Source organism: Pseudomonas brassicae (assembly GCF_010671725.1).
Taxonomy (GTDB): Bacteria; Pseudomonadota; Gammaproteobacteria; order Pseudomonadales; family Pseudomonadaceae; genus Aquipseudomonas; species Aquipseudomonas brassicae.
Window position 1 is genome coordinate 1 of sequence record NZ_JAAHBU010000032.1, and the last position, 21,465, is coordinate 21,465.

The window sequence follows — 21,465 nt, forward strand, 5'->3', positions numbered from 1 at the left end:
GGCCAGCGCCTGACTCGTCGATGCAGCCCGCCGCGGGCGGTATTGACGACGAACGCGCCTGGCTTGAGCAGGGCCAGTTCGGCGGCGCCGAGCATGTGCCGAGTGCTGTCGTTGAGCGGGCAGTGCAGGGTCAGTGCATCCACTTGCGGCAGCAGCTCGTCCAGGCTCAGGCGGTCGTCGCGCGCCGGGCGCCCCGGCAATTGACCTGCCAGCACGCGCATGCCGAAGGCTTCGGCCAGGCGCGCCACTGCGCCGCCCAGTTCGCCGTGGCCAAGCAGGCCGAGGGTCTTGCCTTCCAGTTCCACGATGGGGAAGTCAAGCAGGCAGAACTGCTTGGCCTGGGCCCATTTGCCCTCGGCCACCGCCTGCTGGTAGTCGGGCAGGCGCGTGGCCAGCGCCAGCAGCAGCGCCAGGGTGTGCTGGGCCACCGAGGGCGTGCCGTAGCCCTGGCAGTTGCTGACCACGATGCCCTGGGCGCGGGCAGCCTGCAGGTCGACGTTGTTGGTACCGGTGGCTGCGACCAGGATCAGTTTCAGTGCGGGGCAGGCGGCCAGGGTGGCGGCATCGAGCTGCACCTTGTTGCTGATCACCACGCTGACGCCTTGCAGGCGCTCGAGAACCTCGTGCGGCGCGGTGGCCGGGTACAGTTGCAGGTCGTCGAAGCAGCCGCGCAGGCTGCTCAGGTCAAGGTCACCCAGGTCCAGGGAACTGTGGTCGAGAAAGACAGCGCGGTGCAACGTCATGGTGCAGGCTCCTGAGTCGGGAAGGGGTTAGCGGGCCATCGGGTACAGCGCATAGCAGTCATCGGGCAGTTGCTCCAGGCTGGCCTCGAATTCGCGCAGCCCGTCGTACTGCGCTCGCAGGCTGTCGATGCGTGCCTGCAACTGCGCTGCTTGGCCGCGATGGCCTGGCGCAGGCGCTCGCGTGGTGGCAATGCCTGGCCTTGCATTAGAGCCTGCATCTCCCTGAGCGTAAAGCCGAGCTTCTGCGCGCATTTGATCAGCGCCAGCAGTTCGACGCTGCGCTGGTCATACACGCGGTAGCGGCCTTCACGCCGGGGCGGCGGCAGCAGGCCGATGGTTTCGTAATGGCGGATGCACTTGATGGTCGCGCCCGACAGCTGGGCGGCTTTGCCGATGTACATGACGGTCCTTTTCAGCGCATGGCCAGGGCTCGGACCTTGCGCAGCCAGGTATCGCGCCGGGCCGGCGTGGAGCCGAGAATCGGCCCGAACGTTAACGTCTTTTTCGGGGTGATGCCACAGAACGCCAGTGTGGTGCGGCGCATCTGGTGCAGGCCGGGCATGGCGTACACCCAGCGGTAGTACCAGGGTGGCGTGTCCATGCTCACCAGCAGATCGGCGGTGCGCCCGTGCAGCAGTTTCTGCGGGAACGGCGAGCCGCCCTGATACCTGAAGGCGAAACCCGGCAGCAGGATACGCTCGAGAAAGCCCTTGAGCAGCGCGGGCACGCCGCCCCACCAGATGGGAAACACCAGCACCAGGTGCTGGGCCCACAGCAGGTGCGCCTGGGCCTGGAGCAGGTCGGCCTCCAGCGGCTGCGGCTCACGGTAGCCGTGGCGCAGCAGCGGGTCGAACGTCAAGGCGCCCAGCGCCAGCACGCGCACGTGGTGGCCGACGCTGCGGGCGGCCTCGACATACTCGGTGCTCAGTGCACCACAGAAGCTTTCCTCACTCGGATGACCCAGGATCACCAGTACACGCTTTTGCATCGGCTACGCTCCCGCGGGGCAAAGCGTGCAGGCTAGCGTCTGCCCCCTGGGGGAGAGTCAAACCCGCTTTGCCGGCAACTGTATCTGTCGCACCGGCGGCGCAGTGGGTAAGGTACGCCCCCCCAACGATTTGCCAGGAGCGTCACCCCATGTACTGGGCAGAATTTCTCACCGTCGCCTTGATCCACCTGCTGGCGGTGGCCAGCCCCGGGCCGGACTTCGCGGTGGTGGTGCGCGAAAGCGTCAGCCACGGCCGCCGCGCCGGCACCTGGACGGCATTCGGTGTGGGTAGCGCGATCTTCCTGCACGTGGGCTACTCGCTGCTGGGCATCGGCCTGATCGTGTCGCAGTCGATCATGCTGTTCAATGTGCTCAAGTGGTTGGCGGCCGCCTACCTGGTGTACATCGGCATCAAGGCCCTGCGTGCCCGCCCGGCGGCGCCCGGCAGCGACAACATCCAGGTCTCGACGGTCGAACGTACCCCGCGTGCCGCGTTTGTCGCCGGCTTCATGACCAACGGCCTGAACCCCAAGGCAACGCTGTTCTTCCTGTCGCTGTTCACCGTGGTGATCAACCCGCATACGCCGCTGCTGGTACAGGCCGGCTACGGTGTGTACCTCGCGCTGGCGACCGGCCTGTGGTTCTGCCTGGTGGCCAGGTTGTTCAGCCATGCTCGCGTGCGCTCGGGTTTTGCACGCCTGGGCCACTGGTTCGATCGCGGCATGGGCGCGGTGCTGGTGGCGCTGGGCATCAAGATCGCCTTCACCGAGATGCACTGATTCGATGATGGCCACTGGCCGCTCATGCTTGTGGCGCGCAAATCATTCCTTTGGCTGATTTGAGCGTCACAATCCCGTTCTAGAGTAAGTGCTGAAGCGTTATGCAAGCGCACTCGAGAAAAGGGACTCCCATGTTGCAGACTCGCATTATTGCCCCCGCTGAGGGCGCCTACGAATACCCGCTGCTGATCAAGCGCCTGTTGATGTCGGGCAGCCGCTACGAGAAAACCCGCGAGATCGTGTACCGCGACCAGTTGCGCTACAACTACCTGACCCTCAACGAGCGCATCGCGCGGTTGGCCAACGTGCTGACCGAGGCTGGGGTCAAGGCGGGTGATACCGTGGCAGTGATGGACTGGGACAGCCATCGCTACCTCGAATGCATGTTCGCCATCCCGATGATCGGCGCGGTGGTGCACACCATCAACGTGCGCCTGTCGCCGGAGCAGATCCTCTACACCATGAACCACGCCGACGACCGCTTCGTGCTGGTCAACAGCGACTTCATCGGCCTGTACCAGGCGATTGCGCCGCAACTGAGCACGGTTCAGAAGACCCTGCTGCTGACCGATGGTGCCGACAAGACCGCCGCGCTGCCGAACCTGGTGGGCGAGTACGAGCAATTGCTGGCGGGTGCCGGCACCACCTATGACTTTCCCGATTTCGACGAGAACTCGGTGGCCACCACCTTCTACACCACCGGCACCACCGGCAACCCCAAGGGGGTGTATTTCACCCACCGCCAGCTGGTGCTGCACACCCTGGGCGTGGCCACGGTCACCGGCAGCATCGACAGCATTCGCCTGCTGGGCACCGATGACGTGTACATGCCGATCACGCCGATGTTCCACGTGCATGCGTGGGGCATTCCCTATGTGGCGACCATGCTCGGGCTCAAGCAGGTGTACCCGGGGCGCTACGAACCGGACATGCTGTGCGAGCTGTGGCGCAAGGAGAAGGTCACCTTCTCGCACTGCGTGCCGACCATCCTGCAGATGCTGCTCAACGCCAAGGGCGCGCAGCAGCAGGACTTCGGTGGCTGGAAGATCATCATCGGCGGCAGCGCGCTCAACCGTGCCCTGTACGAGGCGGCCAAGGCCCGCGGCATTCAGCTGACCGCCGCCTACGGCATGTCCGAGACCTGCCCGCTGGTGGCTTGTGCCCACCTCAACGAAGAGCTGCTGGCCGGCAGCGACGACGAGTGCATCACCTACCGCATCAAGGCCGGGGTGCCGGTGCCGCTGGTGGAGGCGGCGGTGGTCGATGCCGAGGGTCGCTTCCTCCCCGCCGACGGTGAAACCCAGGGCGAGCTGGTGCTGCGTGCGCCGTGGCTGAGCATGGGCTATTTGCGCGAGCCCGAGAAGGGCGCCGAGCTGTGGCAGGGTGGCTGGTTGCACACCGGTGATGTCGCCACCCTCGACAGCATGGGCGTGGTGGATATTCGCGATCGCATCAAGGATGTGATCAAGACCGGCGGCGAGTGGGTCTCGTCGCTGGAGCTCGAAGACCTGATCAGCCGTCACCCGTCCATCCGCGAAGTGGCGGTGGTGGGCGTGGCCGATCCGCAGTGGGGCGAGCGGCCGTTCGCCTTGCTGGTAGTGCGCGAAGGGGCGGCCATCGATGCGCGGGAACTGAAGGAGCACCTCAAGCCGTTCGTGGAGCTGGGCCTGATCAACAAGTGGGCGATCCCCAGCCAGATCGCCCTTGTTACTGAAATTCCCAAGACCAGCGTCGGCAAGCTCGACAAGAAGCGTATCCGCGTCGATATCAGCCAGTGGCAACAAAGTAACAGCACATTTCTGTCTACCCTGTGACGCCTGACGGGGCGCGTCCTCCGGGGCGCGACCCGCACGCCAGACACTCGCACACCTTGTCAAATGGCAAAATTGAGCCATCCTTGCCGCTGCCCGCGCTTCGATCAGTTCGCCACCATGCCGGGTGCGGTACGAACGTGCAAATCACACTTTAGAGGGATCAAGCACGGGTACCTGCTGGCTATAGTCGGGTCAGGGGATTTTTAGGGACGGGGGCCGCGCAATTGACTGCGCACTGCCAACTCTGGCGACCAGCAGGCGTGTTCACGTCGGTCGTTCGATGCGTTTCTTAAAAGGACTCACTGCCATAAAAATAAAGTACATGGAGTAGCGTCGATGACATCAGTAAATCTGTTCTGGCGCCGGGCTAAACTGCCATTGGCCGTCAGCCTCGCTTCTACGCTCGCCGGCCCTGCATTCGGCGTCAGTTTCAATATCGGTGAAATCGAAGGCCAGTTCGACTCGTCGCTGTCGGTGGGGGCCAGTTGGTCGACAGCCAGTCCGAACCGCGACCTGATCGGCGTGAACAATGGGGGCAAGGGCCTGTCGCAAACCTCCGATGACGGCCACCTGAACTTCAAGCGCGGCGAGACTTTCTCGAAGATCTTCAAGGGTATCCACGACCTCGAACTCAAGTACGGTGATACCGGCGTGTTCGTGCGCGGCAAGTACTGGTACGACTTCGAACTCAAGGATGAACACCGCGAGTACAAGGACATCAGCGACACCAACCGCAAAGAGGGCGCCAAGTCCTCCGGCGCGCAGATTCTCGACGCCTTCGTCTACCACAACTACTCGATTGCCGATCAGCCGGGTTCGGTGCGTTTCGGCAAGCAGGTGGTGAGCTGGGGTGAAAGCACCTTCATCGGTGGCGGCATCAACGCCATCAACCCGATCGACGTGGCCGCGTTCCGTCGCCCGGGGGCCGAGATCAAGGAAGGCCTGATCCCGGTCAACATGTTCTACCTCTCGCAAAGCCTGACCGACAACCTGTCGGCCGAAGCGTTCTACCAGTTGGAATGGGACCAGACCGTCGTCGACAACTGCGGCACCTTCTTCTCCCAGCCCGACATCATCGCTGACGGCTGCACCGACAACCTGCGTGTGCTCTCCAGCAGCCGTACCCTGAGCCCGGCACAGATTGCGGGCCTGGGCGCCTTTGGTGTCGACGTCAATGAAGAGGGCATCCGTGTGGCCCGCGGCCCTGACCGCGATGCGCGGGACAGCGGCCAGTTCGGCGTGGCGTTCCGGTACATGTTCGAGCCGCTGAACACCGAGTTCGGTGTCTACGCCATGAACTACCACAGCCGTGCGCCGATCTTCAGCGCCACCGGCGCGTCTTCGCAGGCTTACGCGATCGCCGGCCTGGTCGATCCCCGAACCGGTGCGGCCATCGTTGCCGGCAACTCCAAGTACTTCGTCGAGTACCCCGAAGACATTCGCCTGTACGGCCTGAGCTTCTCCACCACGCTGCCTACCGGCACCGCCTGGAGCGGCGAAATCAGCTACCGGCCGAATGCGCCGGTGCAACTCAACACCACCGACATCCTGTACGCCGGCGTCACCCAGCTGGGCGGCGCGTTTGGCAATGCCTCGTTGCTCAAGGGGCAGGCCGATACCGACCTGCACGGCTACCGCCGCAAGGAAATCACCCAGTTCCAGACCACCCTGACGCACTTCTTCGACCAGGTGATGGGGGCCAGCCGCATGACCCTGGTGGGTGAGGTGGGCGTGACCCACGTGGGCGGCCTGGAAAGCGCCGACAAGCTGCGTTACGGCCGCGACCCGGTGTACGGCCCTGGCCCGCTGCCCAGCACCTTCGGCCTCAATACCTGCAGCGACATTCTCAACGCCGGCACCATCGGCGGTGCAGGCGCCGGTGCTTCAAGCGCCAACCTCAACCGCAAGTGCGAAAAGGACGGCTACACCACCAGCACCTCGTGGGGCTACCGTGCCCGCGCCATCTGGGACTACAACGACGTGTTCGCCGGGGTCAACCTCAAGCCGAGCGTGGCCTGGTCCCACGACGTGTCGGGCTACTCGCCGGGCCCGGGCGGCAACTTCGAGGAAGGGCGCAAGGCGATCAGCCTGGGCCTGGACGCCGAGTATCAGAACACCTACACCACGAGCCTTTCGTACACCAACTTCTTCGATGGCAAGTACACCACCGTGGATGACCGCGACTTCATCGCCCTCAGCTTCGGCGTGAACTTCTAAGCACTGATTCGGGAAGACAAGAGCATGAAAACCACCAAGAGTCTGTTGCAAATCGGCGTGCTGGGCCTGTCGTTGCTGGCAACCGGCGTGATGGCGGCGGTGTCCGCCACCGAGGCTGCCAAACTGGGCACCACCCTGACCCCCATGGGCGCGGAAAAGGCCGGCAACGCCGATGGCTCGATCACCGCCTGGAAGCCACTGAGCACCACGGCCGGTGCGGTCGACGCCAAGGGTTTCCTGGCCGATCCGTACGGTAGCGAAAAACCCTCGTTCACCATCACCGCGCAGAATGCCGAGCAGTACAAGGACAAGCTGTCGCCGGGCCAGCTGGCGATGTTCAAGCGCTACCCCGATACCTTCAAGATTCCGGTGTATCCGACCCATCGCGGCTCCACGGTGCCGGATGCGGTGTTCGCGGCTATCCGCAACAACGCGACCAAGACCAACCTGGTGGCCGGTGGCAACGGCCTGGAGAACTTCGAGACGGCCATTCCGTTCCCGATTCCGGCCAGCGGTGTCGAAGTGATCTGGAACCACATCACTCGCTACCGCGGGGGCAGTGTCACGCGCCTGGTAACCCAGGCCACGCCGCAGGCCAACGGCAGCTACAGCCTGGTGTACTTCCAGGACCAGTTCGTGTTCCGCGACCGCATGAAGGACTACGACCCGGCCAACCCTGGCAACGTACTGTTCTACTTCAAGCAGAAGGTGACGGCGCCCGCGCGCCTGGCCGGCACCGTACTGCTGGTGCACGAGACCCTCGACCAGGTCAAGGAGCCGCGCAAGGCGTGGGTGTACAACGCCGGGCAGCGCCGGGTGCGCCAGGCCCCGCAGGTGTCGTATGACGGCCCGGGTACTGCGGCCGATGGCCTGCGCACCTCCGACAACCTGGACATGTTCAACGGTGCACCTGACCGCTACGACTGGAAGCTGGAAGGCAAGAAGGAGCTGTACATTGCCGCCAACAGCTACAAGCTCGATTCGCCGACCCTCAAGTATGCCGACATCCTCAAGGCCGGGCATATCAACCAGGACCTGACCCGCTACGAGCTGCGCCGGGTATGGCACGTGGTTGCCACGCTCAAGCCGGGCCAGCGCCATATCTATGCCAAGCGTGACTTCTACATCGACGAAGACACCTGGCAGGCGGCGGTGATCGACCAGTACGACGGCCGCGGCCAGCTGTGGCGGGTGTCCGAGGCGCATTCCCAGGACTACTACAACGTGCAGGTGCCGTGGTACACCCTGGAAACCATCTACGACCTGCAATCAGGCCGCTACCTTGCGCTGGGCATGAAGAACGAAGAGAAACGCGCCTATGACTTCGGCTTCACCGCCAGCAAGAGCGACTTCCAACCCGCGGCGCTGCGTCAGGAGGGTGTGCGCTGAATTAGCCGCGTCCTGTGTGTGACCGCACGACGCCCCGGCTTGCCGGGGCGTTTTTGTGTGTGCAGACGCGCGCGCCGGGCATGCGCCGGACGCTTTTTGTTGTAGTCTTTTTTCCCGTCTGTGCGTCAATCATCTTCAAATGTGCCGTTTAAAGCGCTAGTCTCGGCGGGTCCGTTCTGCCGCAGACCTTCCCACCAAAACGAGCCGGCCATGACTGATCTGTCGCGTATGCAAGGGTTCGCCAGCCAGGCCATGAGCGCTGTGGAGGGCCGTTTTTTCCGCCCGCCACTGCCTGAGGGGCATGTGCCGCGCCCGCGTTTGTGCCAGCGCCTGCAGGCCGGGCTGGGTGGGCGCCTGTTGCTGATGTCGGCGCCGCCGGGTTTGGCAAGAGCTCGCTGGCGGTGGAGTTCTGCCAGGCCCTGCCCAGCCATTGGGGGCAGCCTGTGGCTGGGGTTGAGCCAGCGTGACAGCGATCCGGGGCGCTTCCTCGAACGCCTGCTCGAAGGCCTGCAGCAGCTCTGCCCGGCGCTTGGCGGCCAGGCCCTGGGCCTGCTCAAGATGCGCCAGCGCCACCAGCCCTTCGCCTTCGAAGAATGGCTCGACAGCCTGCTCGACGAACTGGCCCAGCACCTGCAAGCGCAGAACCCGCTGCTGCTGGTGCTCGACGACTATCACCTGGCCCAGGGCCCGGTACTCGACCGATGCCTGCAGTTCTTCCTCAATCACCTGCCACCGGGGCTGGTGCTGCTGGTCACCAGCCGCCAGCGCCCGGACTGGCACCTGGCGCGCCTGCGGTTGTCGCAGCAGCTGCTCGAACTCAGCGAGCAGGACCTGCGCCTGAGCCCTGAAGAGTCCCTCGCCGTGCTCGGCCAGCACCCGACGGCCCTGCGCGGCCAGGCCCTGGACAACCTGATCCAGCGCAGCGACGGCTGGGTTGCCGGCTTGCGTTTCTGGCTGCTGGCCAGCGCCGAGGCCGGCGGCGACAACGCCTTGCCGCAAGCCCTGCATGGCGGCGAAGGGCTGATCCGCGACTACTTGCTGGAAGAGGTGATCGACTGCCTGCCCGCTGAGGTCCAGGCGTTTCTCTACGATACCGCCTGCCAGGAGCGTTTTTGCGCGCAACTGTGCGACGCGCTGCGCGAGCACCACGACAGCGCCGAGATCCTGCGTTACCTGCAATCGCACCAGGTTTTCCTGGTGCCGCTGGACGAGCATGGCCACTGGTTCCGCTACCATCATCTGTTTTCCGACCTGCTGCGTACGCGCCAGGCCAGCCAGCCACTGGCCAGCCTGCACCTGCGCGCCTGCCGCTGGTTTCATGCGCAGGGCCTGCTCGATGAGGCAGTGGAGCAGGCTCTGCGTGCCGGCCACCTGGACGTGGCGGCCAACCTGGTACAGAACCTTTCCGAAGAGCAACTGCTGGCCGAACAGAACGTCGGCATGCTGCTGCGCTGGAAGATGGACCTGCCCGACAGCCTGCTGATCAGCACGCCACGCCTGATCGTGCTGTATAGCTGGGCGTTGGGCCTGGCCTGCCAGCTGGATGCCGCCGAAGAGCTGGTCAGCCACCTGAGCCGATTCCTGCCGGCCCCCTCGGCCACGGCGCAAAAGTCGATGTTGGCGCAGTGGCTGGCCTTGAGCGGGATCATTGCGCGCGGGCGCGGCGACCGGCTGCAGACACGCTCCTACTGTCAGCAGGCGCTGCGCAGCCTGCCCAAGAAACGCTATGGTCAACGCCTGATGTGCCTGTCGACGCTGTCCAACCTGGCCATTGCCGAGGGCGACTTCTGGCATGCGCGCGGTTGGAACCGCGAAGCCCTGGAGCTGGCACGTCGGGTCGGCAATCCACTGTTCGAAGCGCTGACCCACTACGATCGCGCGCGGGTGCTGCATGCCCGAGGCGAGGTGTTGCGTGCCATGGAAGAGGTGCGCCAGGGCTTGCAGCGCCTGCAAGGGTTGTCGGCCCAGCGGTTGTACGCCGTGCGGGCACGCCTGACCCTGTACGAGGGTTATCTGCTGGTCACGCGCCTGCAGCCCCACGCAGGGCGTCAGCGCTGCGTGCCGGGCTGATCGAGGCACGGGCGTGCCGCGATATCAGTGTGCTGATCGGGCATTGTGCGCTGGCCAGCCTGGACGGCCGCGAGGGGCGCTTTACCGAGGCCTTTGGCGAACTGGCCGAGGCCGAGCGGCTGATGCATATCTGGGATGTGCCGCCGGTGTTCTACCTGGCGATGATTACCCTGGTCAAATGCGAGCTGTGGCTGGCCCAGGGGCGCATGGACCTGGCCGAGTCGTGGCTGCTGCGTCTGGGCCAGACCTACGGCGGCGAACGCGCGGCCGCGGCCCCGGAGTTTCATCCGTTGCTGCCATTGCATATCGAACTGCAGCAGGCGCTGCTGGAGCAGGCCCAGGGGCGCACGGCACAGGCAGCCGAACGGCTGCAGGCCCTGGCCGCGCGCGGGCGTACCAACGGCGGTCACCTGCTCAGCGTGAATGCGTTGTGCCAGCATCTGGGCCTGCTACTGGCCGGCGGCGATACAGGTGCTGCCCGCCAGGTGCTGGTGCACAGCCTGGACGCTGCGCAGGGCGGTGTGCTGCAGCCATTTCAGCACCTGCTGGGCGAGCATGCGGGCTGGATGCGTGAGCAGTTGCTTGGGCAGGCGGCAGGGCCGGTGCAGGCGCGCCTGCTTGAACTGCTGCCGGTGCCCGAGGTACCCGGCATGCCGGCAACCGGCACCGAGGCACTGAGTGCCCGCGAAATGTCGGTGCTCCAGCTGATTGCACAGGGATGTTCGAACCAGCAGATCAGCGAGCAGTTGTTTATCTCGCTGCACACGGTCAAGACCCATGCCAGCCATATCAACAGCAAACTGGGGGTCGAGCGGCGTACCCAGGCGGTGGCGCGAGCCAAGGCGCTGGGGCTGTTGTAGCAGGGCAGATGGTGTCGGGTTATGGCATTGCGCCATCATTTGTTATCCTGTGCTTGCGCGTGCTGCCCTTCGTCGAAGGGGCCACGTGCCTCAAGCAAAGCCCACGTGCTGCCGATAGCCTTTCAGGTGGTCTGCAACCGGTGAAGTTGCTTGCCAAGCAAGGCGCGCTGGCTATTATCGTCGCGCCGCAATGCGTCCTGAAGCCGAGCCTGTCCTTGTAGGCGTCTCTGCGCCTCTCTTCTTTCTCTCAAGTCAGGTTTTGTGGATGTTGGTGTACAGCCAAAAAAGCTTTCTGATCGTCGATGATTTCACCGACTTTCGTACCTCTGTGCGTTCGATGCTGCGCGAGATGGGGATCCGCGACGTGGACACCGCCGAGAGCGGTGAAACCGCCATCCGCATGTGCGGGCAAAAGCGCTACGACTTCATCCTGCACGACTTCCACATGGGCGACGGCAAGAAGAACGGCCAGCAGGTGCTCGAAGACCTGATGCTCGACAAGCTGATCAGCCACGAAGCGATCTTCGTCATGGTGACGGCCGAGAGCAGCCAGGCGGTGGTGCTCAGTGCCCTGGAGCACGAGCCGGATGCCTACCTGACCAAGCCGTTCAACCGCCTGGGCCTGACCCAGCGCCTGGACAAGCTGGTGCAGCGCAAGACCCTGCTCAAGCCGATCCTGCAGGCACTGGACCGTGGTCGTCCGGCCGAAGTGCTGCTGGCCTGCGACAACCTGTGCAAGCAGGATCCGCGCTTTGCGCCGTTGTGCCTGCGTTACCGCGCCGACGCCCTGGGCGCGCTCAATCGGCATGAAGAACTGGAGCGGTTTCTCAAGGCGATCCTGGCCAACCGGCCCACCCCCTGGGCCTATTCGGCGCTGGGCAAGTTGCTGTTCAAGCGCGCCAGGCGGCCCAGGCCAAGGAAATCTACGAGCAGGCGATCAAGGCCTTTTCGATGATGCCCGGGCTGTATGACGGCCTGGCCGAAGTACTTGCCGCGGGCGGTGAAAATCGCCGTGCGCAGTCGGTGCTCGAAGAGGCGGTGCGCCTGTCGCCCCTGGCGGTGCGTCGGCAGATGCAACTGGGCAAGCTGGCGCTGGGCAATGCCGACTTCGATACGTCGTCGCGGGCCTACCGCCAGGCGGTCAGCCAGGGCCAGAACTCACGCTTCAAAGACCCTGAAAGCAACCTTGGGCTGGCCCAGGCGCTGATCCAGAAGAATGCCGGCAACGGCCTGGATGCACGTACCCGGGTGGAGCTCAACCAGGTGCTGGGCGACGTGGCCAAGGAATACACCGACGACCAGGGTCTGCAGGTGCGCGCACGCCTGATCAAAGCCACGGGCCTGGCCCAGGCCGGCGATGCCGAAACGGCGGCCAAACTCACCGAGGCGGCTATCGCGCGCCTGGAAAACATGGACCAGTTCTTCTCTGCCGAAACCGCCCTGGCGGTGGCTGCGCAGTTGCAGCAGCTGGGCCAGGAGGCGGCCGGTGCCACAATCCTGAAGAACTGCGTCGAAGTCTACGGCGACGATGCGGCGGTGATGCAGAGCGTCGCCAAGCTGACCGACGACCCGACCATCCTGGGTGCCGGCAACGAAGCGGTGGACCTCAACCGCCTGGGCGTGCGCAGCTACCAGGCCGGCCAGGTGGCCGAAGCGCTGGAGCAGTTCCGCCGCGGGCTGGCGCTGCAGCCCAAGAACATCAGCATCGCCTTGAACACGGCCCAGGCGCTGTTGCGCGTGGCGGGCGAAAACCCCACCAGCGCGGCACTGGAAGAGTGCCGCGCGTGCCTGGCCAAGGTGGCGGGCATGCCCAACACGACCCGCGCTACGAGCGCTACCGAAAACTGCGTATCCGGGCGGTGGGATCATGAGCGAGCGCGAGCCGGGGCTGGACTTTTCCACGGTGATCGCCTCCACCGTGCACGACATGAAGAACTCCCTGGCGTTGCTGATGCAGGCACACAGCCAATGGCTGGCGCGTTTGCCGGCAGCCCAGGCGCAGGCCCCCGAGCAGGCGGTGGTGGAGCATGAGTTCGCCCACCTCAATGGCATGCTGGTGCAGCTGCTGGGGCTGTACAAGCTCGGCGTGAACCAATTACCGATGTGCCCCGACTACCATGACCTGGATGATTTCATCGGCGGCCTGCTGGCGTCCAACCAGCCGATCATCGACAGCCGCGAGATCATCGCGCGCTACGAGGTGGATGCGTTCAGTCCGCTGGGCTTCTTCGACCGTGAACTGGTCGGCTCGGTGATCTCCAACGTCATCAACAATGCCATCCGCTATGCCGGGCATGCCTTGCTGATCACGGTGACCGAGCAGGGCGAGCAACTGGTGCTGAGCGTCAACGACGACGGCCCGGGTTATCCACAAGTGATGATCGACCGTCAGGCCGACTACGTGCAGGGCATCAACCTGCATACCGGCAGCACCGGCCTGGGGCTGTACTTTGCCGAGCGGATTGCCGCGCTGCATGAGCGCGATGGTATCCGCGGGCGCATCGAGATCGCCAATGGTGGTGCGCTGGGTGGCGGCCTGTTTCGCTTGTACCTGCCCTGAACCGGGCTCCGCTCGGCAGGGCTGTTGCACCGCAGGCTCAAGGCGAATGAGTTGAGTTGCACGGCAAAACGTGGCTGACTGCGCGCTCTTTTTTTACCCAAACGTCCAAGTGCACCCCATGAGCGAACTCACCGTCGAACTGATCCAAACCGGCCCCGAGCACATCGAGCTGATCCGCAACCTCTACCAGTTCTACGCCTACGAGTCTTCGGATTGGGAGCAGGAAGATGTGGAAGCCGATGGCCGTTTCTACATCCACGACGAGCACCTGGCCCGCTACTGGCAAGAACCGCAGTGGAGCGCCAACCTGATCCTGGTCGATGGCTACATCGCCGGTTTCCTGCTGGTCGAGCGCAGCGAGCTGGCCGGTATCGAGGCACTGGAGCTGGCCGATCTGTTCATCCTCAAACGCTACCGGCGCAAGGGCATCGGCGGCGCGCTGGCGACCCAGGTATTGATGAGCGCGGAGCATGACTGGCTGGTGCGCTTCTATGACCAGGATGAAACGTCACAGGCCTTCTGGCGCAGCGTGCTCGACAACCTGCCGCGGCCGGTGCAGGCGATCGAGCTGGATGATGAGCCGCAGTTGCTGACCTATCGTATTACACGGGCGGTGCTGCACTGACTCGATCGGGTGTGCCACGTGATGGACTACAGTGGTAGGGAGGGAATTATTCGCGGCGGCTGCGTTCCAAGCCTGGCAGGGCACCGTAAACGGTCCGCTGCACATACGAATTCTGTAGGAGCTTGTCCATGTTCACCATGCGTCGTTTGATTATCGTCGCCACTGCGGCTGCCGTGCTGACCGGTTGTGCCGGCCAGAACCCCTATGACAATCAGGGGCAGACGCAGCAAGGTTCCACCGGGATGAGCAAAACCGCCAAGTACGGCGGCCTGGGTGCGCTGGCCGGTGCGGTCGCCGGTGCGGCCATCAACCACAACAACCGTGGCAAGGGCGCACTGATCGGTGCGGCCGCAGTAGGCGCGGCGGCAGCGGGTTATGGCTATTACGCCGACAGGCAGGAAGCGGCGCTGCGTGAAAGCATGGCCAATACCGGGGTAGAAGTGCAGCGTGAGGGCGATCAGATCAAGCTGATCATGCCGGGCAACATCACCTTCGCCACCGATTCGGCGAACATCGCGCCCAGCTTCTACTCGCCGCTGAACAACCTGGCCAACTCGTTCAAGCAGTACAACCAGAACACCATCGAGGTGGTGGGTTTCACTGACAGTACCGGTAGCCGCCAGCACAACATGGACCTGTCCCAGCGTCGTGCGCAGGCGGTGGTCACCTACCTGACCTCGCAAGGTGTGGACGGCTCGCGGGTGAGTGCACGTGGCCTGGGCCCGGACCAGCCGATCGCGAGCAATGCCGATGCCAATGGTCGGGCGCAGAACCGTCGTGTCGAAGTGAACCTCAAGCCGATTCCTGGCCAGCAGTACCAGTAATACAAACGCTTCGCTGGCAAGCCAGCCCCACAAGGTTTTGCAGTGTTCACCAAACCCTGTGGGAGCTGGCTTGCCAGCCAAGGGCTGCCAGGGCAGCCCCGTTCTTACTGCTGATGCATCCGCTCCAGCAGCTTGTCCTTGTCTTCCCACAACCGGTTGATCCACTGCTGGAACGCCAGCCGGTACGCCTCGTCCTGGTCATAGCTGCGCCCCAGGAACTCCTCGGGAATCGCCAGCGCCTCCAACTGCACCACGATCTTCGTCACCCGCCCGCACAGCAGGTCCCAGAACCCCGGGCTGCCTTGCGGGTAGTGAATCGTCACGTTGACGATCGACTCCAGTTGCTCGCCCATCGCATCCAGCACGAACGCAATGCCGCCGGCCTTGGGCTTGAGCAGGTGACGAAACGGTGAGCCCTGCTCGGCATGCTTGGCCGGGGTAAAGCGCGTGCCTTCGGCGAAGTTGAAGATCGCCGTGGGCTTGCCGCGAAATTTTGCACAGGTACGCCGGGTGGTCTCCAGGTCCTTGCCGCGTTTCTCGGGGTACTTGGCCAGGTACGCCTTGGAGTAGCGCTTCATGAACGGAAAGCCCAGCGCCCACCACGCCAGGCCGATCACCGGCACCCAGATCAGCCCTTGCTTGAGGAAGAATTTCAACGGCCGAATACGTCGGTTGAGCACATATTGCAGCACCAGGATGTCCACCCAGCTCTGGTGATTGCTGGTCACCAGGTAGCTGTGCTGGTAGTCCAGCCCGGCCAGCCCGGCGACCTGCCAGTGGGTGCTGCCAAGCAGGTTCATCCAGCCTTTGTTGTTGCTGATCCAGGCCTCATGGATATGGCGCATGAGTGCGTCGGTCACGCGCTGCGCCGCCGCGAACGGCAGGCACAGCTTGAACAGGCTGACGATGAACAGCGGCGTGCAGCAGGCAATCGTGTTCAGCGCCAGCAGCAGCGCGGTAATCACCCCGCGCAGGGGCGCGGGCAAACAGGCGAGCATGGTCAGTCATCCATCGAGCGGTTGGCCTGAATCGCGGTCAGGGCAATGGTGTAGACGATATCGTCGACCTGGGCGCCGCGCGGCAGGTCATTGACCGGCTTGCGCAGGCCCTGCAGCATCGGCCCCAGGCTCACGCAGTCGGCGCTGCGCTGCACCGCCTTGTGCGTGGTGTTGCCGGTGTTCAGGTCAGGGAACACGAACACCGTGGCCCGGCCGGCCACCGGGCTGTTGGGCGCCAGCTGGCGGGCGATGTCCTGGTTGGCGGCGGCGTCGTATTGCAGCGGGCCGTCGATCTGCAGGCCACGCTGGGTTTGCTGGGCCAGCAGGGTGGCTTCGCGGACTTTCTCTACCTCTTCGCCGCTGGCCGAGTCGCCGCTGGAGTAACTGATCATCGCCACCCGCGGGGTGATGCCGAAGGCCTGCGCCGAATCGGCGCTCTGCAGCGCAATCTCGGCCAGTTCGCCGGCGCTGGGGTGCGGGTTCATCACGCAGTCGCCGTACACCAGTACCTGCTCGGGGAACAGCATGAAGAACACCGACGACACCAGGCTGCAGCCCGGCGCCGTCTTGATCAGTTGCAAGGCCGGGCGGATGGTGTTGGCGGTGGAGTGCACCAGGCCCGAGACCAGGCCGTCGACCTCGTCCAGTGCCAGCATCATGGTGCCGATCACCACGGGGTCTTCGAGTTGCTGCTCGGCCATCGGTGCGTTCAGGCTCTTGCTCTTGCGCAGGCTGACCATCGGCTCGACGTAACGCTCGCGGATCAGGTCCGGGTCGAGGATCTCCAGGCCGTCGGGCAGGCTGATGCCCTGGGCACGGGCCACCGCCTGGACGTCTTCGGGCTTGGCCAGCAGTACGCAGCGGGCAATGCCGCGCGCCTGGCAGATGGCTGCGGCCTGCACGGTCATCGGCTCGGCGCCCTCGGGCAGCACGATACGCTTGTTGGCCTGCTGCGCGCGCTGGATCAACTGGTAGCGGAATACCGCCGGCGACAGGCGCATTTCGCGCGGGGTACCGCAGCGCAGGTTGAGCCAGTCGGCATCCAGGTGGCTGGCGACGAAGTCGGTGATGATTTCCGCACGCTCGCGGTCGTCCACCGGGATTTCCTTGTTCAACTGGTTCAACTGGTTGGCGGTGTCGTACGAGCCGGTGCTCACCGACAGCACCGGCAGGCCGGCAAGCAGGGCGCCCTGGCACAGTTCGAGGATGCGTGGGTCGGGCTTGCTGTCGCTGGTCAGCAGCAGGCCGGCCAGGGGTACGCCGTTGATCGCCGCCAGGCTCACCGCGAGGATGATGTCGTCGCGGTCGCCCGGGGTCACCACCAGCGTGCCCGGCTTGAGCAGCGGCACGGTGTTGGCCACGGTGCGTGCACAGAGGATGATCTTGTTCATGCGCCGGGTTTCGTAGTCGCCGGCGTTGAGCACCTGGGCCCCCAGCAGGTCGGCCACATCGCGGGTGCGCGGGTCGTTGAGCCCGGCCTGGAACGGGATGCAGCCGAGCAGGCGGAACTCGCCGCTGCGCAGCAGGGGCGAATGCTCCTGCAGGCGGCTGGCAAAGGCATCCATCGGTTCGTCGCTGCGCACCTTGTTGAGGATCACCCCGAGCACTTTCGGGTCGCGCGGGCCACCGAACAGTTGTGCCTGCAGTTCGACCCGGCCGGACAGCTCGGCCAGCACGTCGTTTTCCGGCGCCGACACCAGGATGACTTCGGCATCCAGGCTCTTGGCCAGGTGCAGGTTGACCCGTGCCGCGTAGCTGGCGTGGCGCGTCGGCACCATGCCTTCGACCACCAGCACGTCCTTGCCGATGCACGCCTGCTGGTAGAGGGTGATGATTTCTTCGAGCAGTTCGTCCAGCTGGCCGTCACCGAGCATGCGCTCGACGTGCGTCAGGCTCAGCGGCTGCGGTGGCTTGAGGCCGTGGGTGCGGGCGACCAGTTCGGTGGAGCGTTCCGGGCCGGTGTCGCCCGGGTGTGGCTGGGCGATCGGCTTGAAAAAGCCGACCTTCAAGCCGGCGCGCTCCAGGGTGCGCACCAGGCCCAGGCTGATGGACGTCAGGCCGACGCCAAAATCGGTCGGCGCGATGAAGAATGTCTGCATGCGAGCTTCTCTGAAGTGAGCTGTTGCAAAAGAATCAATTGCCAAGGGTATCGCTATCGACCCCCTGAGCGCACCCGCTGACGGTAAAAGGCAGGTGCGGCGGGTGTATTCCGTTTGTCCGGGTTGCGTTCGCTTTCGGGCGATGCGTTGGTTACACTTGTTCGTTCTACATTCTTAATGCAAAAGGTCTCGCCCCATGCTGATCGCCGCCAACAAGGCTGTCTCCATCGACTATACCCTGACCAACGACGCTGGTGAGGTCATCGATAGCTCCAGCGGCGGCGCGCCGCTGGTTTACCTGCACGGTGCAGGCAACATCATTCCAGGCCTGGAAAAAGCCCTGGAAGGCAGAGACGCCGGCGCCGAACTGAAGGTTGCCATCGAGCCCGAAGAGGCCTACGGTGAATACTCGGCCGAGCTGGTCAGCACCCTGAACCGCAGCATGTTCGAAGGCGTCGACACGCTGGAAGTGGGCATGCAGTTCCACGCCTCCGCGCCCGATGGCCAGATGCAGATCGTGACCATCCGCGACCTGGACGGCGACGACGTGACCGTCGACGGCAATCACCCACTGGCTGGCCAGCGCCTGAACTTCGAGGTCAAGGTCATCTCGGTACGTGATGCCAGCGAAGAAGAAGTCGCGCATGGCCACGTGCATGGCGAAGGTGGCCATCAGCACTGATTTTCTGCGCTAAGCTCAGAAAGCCGCCAAGGCGCCCGGGCAAGTCCGTCACGTTCTCCCTGGAGGCAGACGGCTTGTGCGGGCGCTTTTTTAGTGGGCTGAATTTGTTGCGCCAGCCGGGAACGGAAAAGGGGAGTTCGTCATGAGTGCATTTCACGAGCTGAAGCTGCAGGCCCTCGATGGCCAGCAGCTGCCATTGGCGCCGTTCAAGGGCCAGGTGGTGCTGGTGGTCAATGTGGCCTCCAAGTGCGGCCTGACACCGCAGTACGCGGCATTGGAACATCTGTATCAGCAGTACAAGGGCCAGGGGTTCAGCGTGCTCGGGTTGCCCTGCAATCAGTTTGCCGGGCAAGAGCCGGGCAGCGAGCCGGAAATCGCCGCGTTCTGCAGCCAGAACTACGGTGTGAGCTTCCCGTTGGGCGGTAAGCTGGAGGTCAACGGCCCGGAACGGCACCAGTTGTATCGCTTGCTGGCCGGTGAAGGCGCCGAGTTCCCGGGGGATATCACCTGGAACTTCGAGAAGTTCCTGGTGGGCAAGGACGGTCGGGTACTGGCGCGGTTCTCGCCGCGCACGGCACCAGATGACCCCGCTGTGGTGCAGGCGATCGAGAAAGCCCTGGCCTGACGCGCCCCTTCGCCGGCCTTGCCGGCGAAGCATCCACCACGATCACCGATATCAATAGTAGTGGGGGCACGTGCCATCCCACCCTATGCTCAGGCGCCACCCCTCTCAAGGAGCGCCGCATGCCGGTCAATGCCCTGTTCACTCCCTTCAAACTCGGAGCCCTGGAGCTGCCGACCCGCGTGGTCATGGCGCCGATGACCCGTACCTTCTGCCCCGGCGGCGTGCCCCACGCGCAGGTGGTCGAATACTACCGCCGCCGTGCCGCCGCCGATGTCGGTCTGATCATCAGCGAAGGCACCACCGTCGACCATCCGGCCGCCAGCGGCTACCCCAACGTGCCGCGCTTCCATGGTGCCGACGCCCTCGCAGGATGGAAACAGGTGGTCGATGCGGTGCACGCCGAGGGGGGCAGGATCGTGCCGCAACTGTGGCATGTGGGCAGTGTACGGCGCCTGGGTAGCGAGCCCGATGCCAGTGTGCCCGGCTATGGCCCGAGCGAAAAACGCAAGGACGGCCAGGTGGTGGTACACGGCATGACGCACGCCGACATCCGCCAGGTCATCGACGCCTTCGCCCAGGCCGCCCGCGATGCACAGGCCATCGGCATGGACGGCGTCGAGCTGCACGGTGCCCACGGCTACCTGATCGATCAGTTCTTCTGGGCCGCCAGCAACACGCGCAGCGACGAGTACGGCGGCGACCTGGCGGGCCGTTCACGCTTTGCCATCGAGCTGATCCAGGCCGTGCGCGCTGCAGTGGGGCCGGACTTCCCGATCATTTTCCGTTTCTCGCAGTGGAAGCAGCAGGACTACAGTGCCCGCCTTGTCGACGACGCCGAGGCGCTGGGGGCGTTCCTGCAGCCGCTGGCCGCTGCCGGTGTAGACATCTTCCACTGTTCCACGCGGCGCTTCTGGGAGCCCGAGTTCGAAGGCTCCGACCTCAACCTGGCCGGCTGGACGCGCCTGCTTACCGGCAAACCGACCATCACCGTGGGCAGTGTCGGCCTGGATGGCGAGTTCCTGCAGTTCATGGTCGACACCGACAAGGTGGCGCAACCGGCCAGCCTGGAGCACCTGTTGCAGCGCCTGGGGGGCACCAGGAGTTCGATCTGGTGGCGGTCGGGCGCGCGCTGCTGGTGGATGCGCAATGGGCGACCAAGGTGCGTCAAGGGCGCGAGCAGCAGATCCTGCCCTTCAGCCGTGCGGCGCTGACGAACCTGGTTTGACCTGCAGTGCCGGGTCGCGGCGGCGTGGTTGGGGCGCCGCCGCCTCGCAGGCGCTGCGCAGGTGCGCTTCGAACTGCTCGACGATGGCCGGCCAGCCCTGGCGGCTGGCGTGCTGGCGCGCGTTAAGGCGCACCCGGCGCAGGGTTTCGCTGTCTTCCAGCAGCCAACTGGCGGCATCGATGAACGCCTCGCTGTCGCCTGGCATTGCCAGTGCGCCGCTATGCCCATGGCGAATATGCTGGGCCGCCGCCGCTTCGTCGTAGGCCACCACGCCCAGCCCCGAGGCCAGTGCTTCGAGCACCACGTTGCCAAAGGTTTCGCTCAGGCTCGGGAACAGGAAGATATCCGCCGAGGCGTAGTGCTCGGCCAATGACTCACCCCGCTGCACGCCGCAGAACACCGCGTCGGGCAACTGCTGCTCAAGCACGGTGCGTTGCGGGCCGTCACCGACCATGATCAGGCGCAGGGTGCGCCCGGGATAGGTTCGGCGCAGCGCCTGCAGGCACTGCTGGAGCAGGCCGAGGTTCTTTTCCGGCGCCAGCCGCCCCACATGCAACAGCGCAATCTCGTCACTGCCCAGGCCCCAGGCCTGGCGTAGCGCCGGGTTGCGCCGGGCCGGGCTGAACAGCCCGCTGTCGACCCCGCGTGCGAGCAGTGTCAGGCGCTCGAAGCCACGTCGTTGCAGTTCCACGCGCTGACTGAGGCTGGGCACCAGGGTGCTGTGGCAGCGACGGTGGAACCCGCGCAGGTAAGCGGTAACCAGGCGCGCGAGCAGGCCAAAGCCGTATTGGCTGGAGTACTGCTGGAAGTTGGTGTGAAAGCCGCTGACCACGGCGATCCCCAGGCGTCTTGCCGCACGCAGGGCGCTCAGGCCCAGCGGGCCCTCGGTGGCGATGTACAGCACGTGCGGGCGCTCGCGTCGCCAGCGCCGCAGCAGCTTGTGCATCGACACCTGCCCCCTTGCAGC

At 64.8% G+C, this 21,465-nt stretch carries 15 protein-coding genes and 5 pseudogenes; 13 read left to right on the forward strand and 7 right to left on the reverse strand.

Translation table 11 applies throughout. The features are described from left to right. From G3436_RS03170 to G3436_RS03180, 3 genes and pseudogenes are all read right to left on the reverse strand, one after another. A partial coding sequence (locus G3436_RS03170; protein ID WP_163941194.1) for an NAD(P)-dependent oxidoreductase occupies positions 1 to 743 on the reverse strand: 743 nt, incomplete at its 3' end. A 27-nt stretch (positions 744 to 770) separates the two neighbouring features. Then, a pseudogene (locus G3436_RS03175) lies at positions 771 to 1,144 on the reverse strand (MerR family transcriptional regulator). Between the two features lie 11 nt (positions 1,145 to 1,155). Beyond that, complete coding sequence (locus G3436_RS03180) at positions 1,156 to 1,731, reverse strand: NAD(P)H-dependent oxidoreductase (protein WP_163941197.1); 576 nt, start codon at positions 1,729 to 1,731, stop codon at positions 1,156 to 1,158. A gap of 149 nt (positions 1,732 to 1,880) precedes the next feature. On the opposite strand from G3436_RS03180, the gene G3436_RS03185 reads away from it, so the two are divergent. From G3436_RS03185 to G3436_RS03230, 10 genes and pseudogenes are all read left to right on the forward strand, one after another. Further along, positions 1,881 to 2,510: a LysE family translocator gene (locus tag G3436_RS03185; protein ID WP_163941199.1), complete on the forward strand. Its 630-nt coding sequence runs from the start codon at positions 1,881 to 1,883 to the stop codon at positions 2,508 to 2,510. Between the two features lie 131 nt (positions 2,511 to 2,641). Then, positions 2,642 to 4,324, forward strand: a complete 1,683-nt coding sequence (locus G3436_RS03190; RefSeq protein ID WP_163941202.1) for a fatty acid--CoA ligase — start codon at positions 2,642 to 2,644, stop codon at positions 4,322 to 4,324. Between the two features lie 336 nt (positions 4,325 to 4,660). Next, positions 4,661 to 6,541, forward strand: coding sequence for a DUF1302 domain-containing protein (locus G3436_RS03195; RefSeq protein WP_163941204.1), 1,881 nt, complete (start codon positions 4,661 to 4,663; stop codon positions 6,539 to 6,541). 24 nt (positions 6,542 to 6,565) lie between these two features. Continuing rightward, positions 6,566 to 7,930 carry a DUF1329 domain-containing protein gene (locus G3436_RS03200; RefSeq protein ID WP_163941207.1) on the forward strand — a complete coding sequence of 455 codons (1,365 nt, stop codon included), beginning with the start codon at positions 6,566 to 6,568 and terminating at the stop codon, positions 7,928 to 7,930. Positions 7,931 to 8,140: 210 nt separating this feature from the next. Continuing rightward, a pseudogene (locus G3436_RS03205) lies at positions 8,141 to 10,860 on the forward strand (winged helix-turn-helix domain-containing protein). Between the two features lie 8 nt (positions 10,861 to 10,868). Beyond that, entirely contained in the window at positions 10,869 to 11,081 is a 213-nt protein-coding gene (locus G3436_RS03210) for a hypothetical protein (protein WP_163941210.1), read from the forward strand. 44 nt (positions 11,082 to 11,125) lie between these two features. Beyond that, positions 11,126 to 12,731, forward strand: a pseudogene (locus G3436_RS03215) (response regulator). Further along, the gene (locus G3436_RS03220; protein ID WP_163941212.1) at positions 12,728 to 13,420 is read left to right on the forward strand and encodes a sensor histidine kinase; all 693 of its coding nucleotides are present in this window, start codon (positions 12,728 to 12,730) and stop codon (positions 13,418 to 13,420) included. Before G3436_RS03215 ends, G3436_RS03220 begins: the two are co-directional and overlap by 4 nt. A gap of 118 nt (positions 13,421 to 13,538) precedes the next feature. Further along, positions 13,539 to 14,045 (forward strand): GNAT family N-acetyltransferase, encoded by a 507-nt coding sequence (locus G3436_RS03225; RefSeq protein ID WP_163941215.1) that lies wholly within the window; start codon positions 13,539 to 13,541, stop codon positions 14,043 to 14,045. Between the two features lie 128 nt (positions 14,046 to 14,173). After that, the gene (locus tag G3436_RS03230) at positions 14,174 to 14,869 is read left to right on the forward strand and encodes a YiaD family glycine zipper/OmpA-like lipoprotein (RefSeq protein ID WP_163941218.1); all 696 of its coding nucleotides are present in this window, start codon (positions 14,174 to 14,176) and stop codon (positions 14,867 to 14,869) included. 104 nt (positions 14,870 to 14,973) lie between these two features. Here the strand turns inward: G3436_RS03230 and G3436_RS03235 are convergent, their stop codons facing one another. The 3 genes and pseudogenes from G3436_RS03235 to G3436_RS28720 all read right to left on the reverse strand — a co-directional run. Further along, positions 14,974 to 15,867 carry an acyltransferase gene (locus G3436_RS03235; protein ID WP_163941221.1) on the reverse strand — a complete coding sequence of 298 codons (894 nt, stop codon included), beginning with the start codon at positions 15,865 to 15,867 and terminating at the stop codon, positions 14,974 to 14,976. Between the two features lie 2 nt (positions 15,868 to 15,869). Beyond that, positions 15,870 to 17,966 (reverse strand): phosphate acetyltransferase, encoded by a 2,097-nt coding sequence (gene pta / locus G3436_RS03240; RefSeq protein ID WP_163941224.1) that lies wholly within the window; start codon positions 17,964 to 17,966, stop codon positions 15,870 to 15,872. Positions 17,967 to 18,073: 107 nt separating this feature from the next. Beyond that, a pseudogene (locus G3436_RS28720) lies at positions 18,074 to 18,194 on the reverse strand (DUF3565 domain-containing protein); the annotation flags it as partial. Here G3436_RS28720 and G3436_RS03245 point away from each other — a divergent pair. The 3 genes and pseudogenes from G3436_RS03245 to G3436_RS03255 all read left to right on the forward strand — a co-directional run bounded on the left by G3436_RS03245 (position 18,163) and on the right by G3436_RS03255 (position 20,498). Then, positions 18,163 to 18,648: an FKBP-type peptidyl-prolyl cis-trans isomerase gene (locus G3436_RS03245; protein ID WP_163941226.1), complete on the forward strand. Its 486-nt coding sequence runs from the start codon at positions 18,163 to 18,165 to the stop codon at positions 18,646 to 18,648. The pseudogene G3436_RS28720 and the gene G3436_RS03245 overlap by 32 nt on opposite strands. Before the next feature lie 142 nt (positions 18,649 to 18,790). Continuing rightward, entirely contained in the window at positions 18,791 to 19,273 is a 483-nt protein-coding gene (locus G3436_RS03250; RefSeq protein ID WP_163941229.1) for a glutathione peroxidase, read from the forward strand. Between the two features lie 119 nt (positions 19,274 to 19,392). Continuing rightward, positions 19,393 to 20,498: pseudogene (locus G3436_RS03255) on the forward strand (NADH:flavin oxidoreductase). Here the strand turns inward: G3436_RS03255 and G3436_RS03260 are convergent. Beyond that, positions 20,467 to 21,465 (reverse strand): glycosyltransferase family 4 protein (locus G3436_RS03260; protein WP_163941232.1); only part of this gene is annotated, 999 nt, incomplete at its 5' end. The pseudogene G3436_RS03255 and the gene G3436_RS03260 overlap by 32 nt on opposite strands.